The 6,682-nt window shown below is 64.5% G+C and carries 6 protein-coding genes; all 6 read left to right on the plus strand.

The window, feature by feature from the left end; genetic code table 11:
* Positions 1-117: 117 nt before the first annotated feature.
* Positions 118-1,434: an MFS transporter gene (locus tag BFAL_RS07925; RefSeq protein ID WP_055427873.1), complete on the plus strand. Its 1,317-nt coding sequence runs from the start codon at positions 118-120 to the stop codon at positions 1,432-1,434.
* A gap of 74 nt (positions 1,435-1,508) precedes the next feature.
* Positions 1,509-2,231: a 5'-methylthioadenosine/S-adenosylhomocysteine nucleosidase gene (mtnN, locus tag BFAL_RS07930; protein ID WP_055427874.1), complete on the plus strand. Its 723-nt coding sequence runs from the start codon at positions 1,509-1,511 to the stop codon at positions 2,229-2,231.
* Between the two features lie 123 nt (positions 2,232-2,354).
* The gene (locus tag BFAL_RS07935; RefSeq protein ID WP_082440469.1) at positions 2,355-3,770 is read left to right on the plus strand and encodes a sensor histidine kinase; all 1,416 of its coding nucleotides are present in this window, start codon (positions 2,355-2,357) and stop codon (positions 3,768-3,770) included.
* Positions 3,771-3,870: 100 nt separating this feature from the next.
* Entirely contained in the window at positions 3,871-4,581 is a 711-nt protein-coding gene (locus tag BFAL_RS07940) for a response regulator transcription factor (protein WP_055427877.1), read from the plus strand.
* A gap of 328 nt (positions 4,582-4,909) precedes the next feature.
* The gene (locus tag BFAL_RS07945; RefSeq protein ID WP_055427875.1) at positions 4,910-6,037 is read left to right on the plus strand and encodes a phosphate ABC transporter substrate-binding protein PstS; all 1,128 of its coding nucleotides are present in this window, start codon (positions 4,910-4,912) and stop codon (positions 6,035-6,037) included.
* A gap of 192 nt (positions 6,038-6,229) precedes the next feature.
* The coding region (locus tag BFAL_RS07950; protein ID WP_370696069.1) for a PstC family ABC transporter permease at positions 6,230-6,682 on the plus strand (453 nt) is incomplete at its 3' end.

A 6,682-nucleotide genomic window follows, 5' to 3' on the forward strand; every position in this document is an offset into this window, starting at 1 on the left:
CCGCCACCCCGGGCGTGCTCCCCACGCGAGAGAAGAAATGCAACCTAAGCCGGACGCCGCACGCCGCCACGCATGTGGTCCGTGCGCGCGGTGCCGGTGATGTAGAGGGGTATTCCAATGTCCGCAACTGCAGTCGCAGCGGCTGAACCCGTGAAGAAGGATTCGGTTCCCGAGATCATCGCGGCATCGATGGTGGGCACCGCCATCGAGTTCTACGACAACTACTGCTATTCCATCGCATCCGCCAGCTACTTCGGAGCGATCTTCTTCCCCGCCGCCACCAAGGCCAATCCGGCCATCGGCACCATGCTCGCGTTCCTCACGTTCGCCGTCTCCTTCCTCGCCCGCCCGTTCGGCTCCATGCTGTTCGGCCACTTCGGCGACAAGATCGGCCGCAAGACCACGCTCGTCGTGGCCCTGATGACGATGGGCATCTCCACGTTCCTCGTCGGCTGCCTGCCCAGCTATGACCAGCTCGGCATCCTCGCCATCATCATCCTGTGCGTCTGCCGCGCATGCCAGGGCGTGGGTCTCGCCGGCGAATGGTCCGGCGCCGCCCTCGTCGCCACCGAGAACGCGCCGGCGAACAAGCGCGCCCTGTACGGTTCCTTCCCGAACCTGGGCGCCCCGATCGGCTTCTTCTGCGCCTACGGCCTGAACCTGCTGCTCGATTCCACCCTCGGCCCTGACGTGATGCAGGCCTGGGGCTGGCGCATCCCGTTCCTGTGCTCCGCGGTGCTCGTCGCCATCGGCTTGTACGTGCGTCTGCGCATGACCGAAACCCCGATCTTCCGCAAGGCGGTCGCCAACGACCGCGTCGTCAAGCACCCGCTGCGCTCGCTCGTGCCGTACTGGAAGGAGGTGCTGCTCGGCACCTTCGCCATGGGCATCACCTACACGCTGTTCTACGTGCTTGGCACCTGGTCACTGAGCTACGGCGTGAAGGTCATGAACCCGCCGTTCACCCAGAACGAGTATCTCGCCATGCAGATGACCTCCGTCGTGTTCTTCGCGGTGTTCATCCTCATCTCCTGCATCTACTCCGACCGTCTCGGCCGCAAGAAGGTGCTCGTCACCACCACTGCGCTGACGCTCGTCTTCTCGCTGTTCGCCATGCACCTGCTGCAGCACGACGTCGTCACCGTGATGATTTTCCTGTGCGTCGGCTTCGCGCTGATGGGCGGCCTGTTCGGTCCGTGCGGCGCCTACCTGCCCGAGCTCTTCCCGACCAACGTGCGTTACTCCGGTGCCGGCCTGAGCTACAACCTCGCCGCGATTCTCGGCGGCGCGTTCGCCCCGTCCATCGCCACCGCCCTCGTGCAGGCGACCGGCTCCGTCGTGTCCGTCGGCTGGTACATGGCCATCATGGCCGCGCTCGCCCTCGTCGCGCTGTTCCTCATCAAGGAAAGCAAGGACAAGGACTACGAGGCCTGACCTGGCCCGGTCTGACCATAAGCTCCCCTAAGCTCGATTGCGGAACAGCATATCGAGTCTAGGGGAGTCTTCATATGACCGACAGCACATCCGGAACCATCGCGATCATCGGAGCGTTGGACGAGGAGGTGGCGCTCATCGCCGCCGCACTGGACGATGTCACGCACGACCATGCCGCGAGCCTCGACGTCGCGCGCGGCACCATCGCCACGAACAAGGGGGAGCGGCTCGCCGTCGTCGCCACCGTGGGCGGCATGGGACTTGTCGCCGCCGCGGCCACCACCCAGCATCTCATCAGCACGTACCGGCCGGACGCGGTGATCTTCTCCGGCATCGCCGGCAACCTCAACCGCGAACTGCACATCAACGACGTCGTGCTCGGCGGCACGCTGCGTTTCCTCGACACGGACATGCGTCTCGTCGGCCAGTGGAAGCCCGGCACGCCGGACGCGCCCGTCGAGGAGTTCCATTCCGACGACCATCTGCTGCATCTCGCCGACGAGGCGCTCGCAGCCGCCGGCACGACGCATATCACCGGCATCATCGCCTCCGGTAATTATTTCGTCGACGATCCGAAGAAGGTCGAGCAGGTCATCCATGATACGGGCGCCGACGCGGTCGAGATGGAGGGCGCCGCCGTCGCGCAGGTCGCCGCGCGCAACGACGTGCCCGCGCTCGTCATCCGCGCGTTGTCCGACAACGCCGACACCGACTACGAGGTCTTCAAGGAGTTCGACATCTCCGAATACGCGGACACCGCCGCGCGTCTCGTCGTGGACATGCTCAGGCGCATGTGACGGCCGTGCCCGGGCGCGCGCCACGGCAAGATGAACATCCGCTGAACTTACGTAGTCGAAGACCTTTCCTACGTCCATCGACGCTAAGGTGGGAACAAACATTGCTCGTCGGTGGGGTGGATCATGGTCTGGTGGCAGGTGCTGGTGCTGGTCGTCCTCGTCGCGTTCGTGGCGGTCCTCGTCGCCTATCGCGACGGCATGGAGCGCGGTGAACGCGTCGGACGTGCGTCGCGTCCCGATACGCAGGACGACGCAGACCGCGCCGATTCGCTGTTCGGCGACGAACCGTCGGTGCGTGCGGGCGAGGAGTCATTCGTCGCGGCGATTCCCGAGGACGTCATCCTCGTCGACGGCGAAGGCGCCGTGCGTTTCATGACCGACGGCGCCGACGGATTCGGTCTGACCGAATCGCGCCGTCTGTCCGACGAGGACGCCGCCGGCATCCTCGCGCGCGTCGTCGCCGACGGCGTGACGCGCGAACGCGAGATCGAACTGCCGGTCGGCGACGCGCATACGCTCGCCGGCGTGAACGGCAACTCCGGGCACGGCGTGCGCGCAGGCGAGGCAATGCCCTCCAGCATCCGGTACATCAAGGTGCGCGTCAGCGCCATCGGCGACGACCTGTACGCGATCCTGCTGAGCGACATGAGCGAGCAGCGCCGGTTCGAGGCGATGCGTCGCGACTTCATGACGAACATCTCCCACGAACTGAAGACGCCGGCAGGCGCCATCTCGCTGCTCGCCGAGACCATCGGCAACGCCGCCGACGATCCGGACGCCGTACGCTACTTCTCCGGACGCGTCGCGAAGGAGGCGACGCGCCTGACGGAACTCGTCCACCGACTCATCGACCTGCAGAAGGCGCAGGACGCGTCCGGCATGCTCGACCCGAAACGGTTGAGCATACTGGCCGTGGCGCGCAAGGCCATCGCGGAGAACCAGGTGCAGGCCGACGGCCGTCACATCGCGCTCGAACTGCACTATGACGGCAAGGAGGTGCCGCGCGAGGCGGTGCCGGGAGAGCCCGACGCGATCATCTCCTGCGACGAGGATTCGATCACCACCGCGGTGAAGAACCTCATCGAGAACGCCGTCCATTATTCGCCGGAGCACACCACCGTGCGCATCGCGACCGGCGTGCGCGACGGCAAGGTGCGCATCCGCGTCATCGACCAGGGCATCGGCATTCCGGCCGAATCCATCGACCGCATCTTCGAACGGTTCTACCGCGTCGACCCGGCGCGTTCGCGCGCCACCGGCGGCACGGGGCTCGGCCTGGCCATCGTCAAGCATTGCGTCGCCGATTGCGGCGGAACGGTGTCGGTCTGGTCGCATGAGGGCGAAGGCTCGACGTTCACCATCGAATTGCCGCTCGCCGAGGACCAGAGCCCGTTGGAGTCCGAGACGACGGAACCCTCCGGCGATGCGCAAGCGGCCGGTGGTGCGGGCGAGCCTTCCGCCGGTGCGGAAACAGCAGCCGAAAACAACGTAGTGAATGATGCCTCCGGTGCTGGCGAGACTGGCGTCAACGCTTCCTGAAACGGATATTCCGGGATTGTATTACGTAGCGAGAGCCCGTTGTCGTTGAATCACCGGCGAACGACTAGGATTATCCACGTAACGAACAGGAAAGGTGATCATGACGCGCATTCTCATCGTGGAAGACGAGGAATCCTACAGGGAACCGCTGGTGTACCAGCTTACGCGGGAAGGATATGACGTCTCCGCGGCCGCAACGGGCGAAGAGGGTCTTGAACTGTTCACCAAGGGCGGCATCGATTTCGTGCTGCTCGACCTCATGCTTCCCGGCATCGACGGCACCGCCTTGTGCAGGCGCATCCGAGAGCAGAGCCGCGTGCCGATCATCATGCTCACCGCGAAGTCGGCGGAGATCGACAAGGTCGTCGGCCTTGAGATCGGCGCCGACGATTACGTGACCAAGCCGTATTCGTTCCGCGAGCTGCTCGCGCGCATCCGCGCCGTCATGCGCCGCAACCAGCAGTCGCAGAACGCTGATTCCGGCGCGAACGGCGGCGATGACCTGCCTCTCGTGTGCGGCGACATCTCCATGCAGGTGGGCCAGCATCAGGTCACTGTGCGCGGTGAGAACGTGTTCTTCCCGCTCAAGGAATTCGAGCTGCTCGAATACCTGCTGCAGAACAAGGGGCGCGTGATGACGCGCCACCAGCTCATCGACCGCATCTGGGGCTCCGATTACGTGGGCGACACGAAGACGCTCGACGTGCACGTCAAGCGCGTGCGCGCCAAGATCGAGGAGGATCCGAGCCACCCGAAGTACCTGACCACCGTGCGTGGGCTCGGCTACAAGATCGACAAGCCCACCGCGTGAATCACTGAACCGCGGCCTGCAAGCCGTGTCCCGGTGGAATGCGGGTGCCGCACGACGGCGTGCGGCACGGTGTTTTTCCGACCCGCTCGGCAGCCGGGCCATTCGGCCACGCGACGCACCGAATCGTTCCCGTCGCAAACTACGCGACGATGCCCCAAAACGACGTAGGCGATCATGGCGCATTGTTCATCATCTGTTTACTGATTTCGGTCTACGGGGCGTGTGGCAACCCCTACTCTAGAAATTGTCAAGAAATGACGGACGATTCGGATGCCTTCTTCCGGAGCATCCGAATCGCCTCTTGCAAGTGATAGAGGGAAAAGAAACAATGCGTAAGAACATCCTCGTTCGCTCCATTGCCGCCCTGTCCGGCATCGTTATGCTGGCCGGCCTCGCGGCCTGCGGCGACAATACCGCCGGCAACTCCAACGGCGGTTCCAGCTCCGCCACCAAGTCCGAGCCCATCTCCGGCGACTTCCAGGGCGCCGGCGCCTCCTCCCAGCAGGCCGCCGTCGAGGCTTGGATCGCCGGCTACCAGGGCAACAACCCGGACGCCAAGATCGCCTACAACCCGTCCGGTTCCGGCGCGGGCGTCTCCACCTTCCTGACCGGTGCCACCGCGTGGGCCGGCTCCGACAAGGCTCTCTCCGAGGACGAGGTCAAGCAGTCCGAAGCCGTGTGCGCCTCCGGCGCCGCCTTCGACGTGCCGGTCTACATCTCCCCGATCGCTGTGGTCTTCAACCTCAAGGGCGTTTCCGACGCCGGCAAGCACATCAACCTGGATGCCGCCACCATCGCCAAGATCTTCGATGGCAAGATCACCAAGTGGAACGACTCCGCCATCGCCGACCAGAACAAGGACCTGAAGCTGCCCGACACCGCCATCACCGTCGTGCACCGCTCCGATAAGTCCGGCACCACCCAGAACTTCGTCTCCTACTTCAAGGACGCCGCTCCGGACGCGTGGCCGTACGACCTGTCCGAGAACTGGCCGAACGAGGTCGGTCAGGGCGCCAAGGGCACTTCCGGCGTGATCTCCACCGTGCAGCAGGCCGACGGCACCATCGGCTACGCCGACTTCTCCCAGGTCGGCAAGCTGGGCACCGTCGCCGTCAAGGTCGGCGACTCGTACAACGAGATCTCCGCCGAAGCCGGCTCCAAGGTCATCGAGGACTCCGACCTCGACTCCTCCGCCACCGGTGAGAACCGTGTGGTCGTGAAGATCAACCACGAGACCACCGCCAAGGGCGCCTACCCGATCGTCCTCGTCTCCTACGCGATTGCCTGCCCGGCCTACAAGGACGCCAAGCAGGGCGAGTTCGCCAAGTCCTGGCTGACCTACATCACCTCCTCCGACGGCCAGAAGGTCGCTCAGGATGCCGCCGGTTCCGCGCCGCTGCCGTCCAACCTGACCGACAAGATCACCAAGTCGATCGAAGCCATCAAGACCAAGTGATGATTGGCCCGTCCCCTACCGGGCGGGTGTGGCAGATCAACTGAATACGATTCCAACCTGTGAGCCGCAGTCGTGCGTACGGCTGCGGCTCACAGCCGGTTTCGGATGTCACGCCCGAAGGGCCGAATCACCACTCGAACAACGCACCATTTCCACTAAGGAGAATCCGTGAGTTCGCAAGCAACACCGGTCATGCAGCCGGCCGGCGGCAAAACGGCGGATAAGGTGTTCCGCGGCATCGCGTATGCCTGCGGTATCCTGATCCTCGTCGTCCTCGCTGCCGTGTTCCTCTTCCTCTTCTTCCGCGCGTGGCCGCTCATCGGCGGAGACCAGAGCGCCAACAGCGCCACCATCTCCAACTTCACCGGCGGCAAGACCGACAACTTCTGGGGCTATGTGCTCCCGCTGCTGTTCGGCACCGTACTCGTTTCCGTCCTCGCCCTGCTGATCGCCTTCTTCATCTCGATCGGCATCGCACTGTTCATCTCCCACTACGCACCGAAGAGGATCGCCACCGGTCTGAGCTACGTCGTCGACCTGCTCGCCGCCATCCCCTCCGTCATCTACGGTCTGTGGGGCGGTCTGATCCTCGTGCCGGCCATCTACCCGTTCTGGAACTGGGTGGCCACCTACCTCGGCTGGATT

The organism is Bifidobacterium aesculapii (assembly GCF_001417815.1).
Taxonomy (GTDB): domain Bacteria; phylum Actinomycetota; class Actinomycetes; order Actinomycetales; family Bifidobacteriaceae; genus Bifidobacterium; species Bifidobacterium aesculapii.

Excerpts from the sequence above, each read along its gene's own strand:
- mtnN (WP_055427874.1), top strand. The coding sequence starts at position 1,509 with ATGACCGACAGCACATCCGGAACCATCGCGATCATCGGAGCGTTGGAC.
- BFAL_RS07945 (WP_055427875.1), top strand. The coding sequence starts at position 4,910 with ATGCGTAAGAACATCCTCGTTCGCTCCATTGCCGCCCTGTCCGGCATC.
- BFAL_RS07935 (WP_082440469.1), top strand. The coding sequence starts at position 2,355 with ATGGTCTGGTGGCAGGTGCTGGTGCTGGTCGTCCTCGTCGCGTTCGTG.
- BFAL_RS07940 (WP_055427877.1), top strand. The coding sequence starts at position 3,871 with ATGACGCGCATTCTCATCGTGGAAGACGAGGAATCCTACAGGGAACCG.
- BFAL_RS07925 (WP_055427873.1), top strand. The coding sequence starts at position 118 with ATGTCCGCAACTGCAGTCGCAGCGGCTGAACCCGTGAAGAAGGATTCG.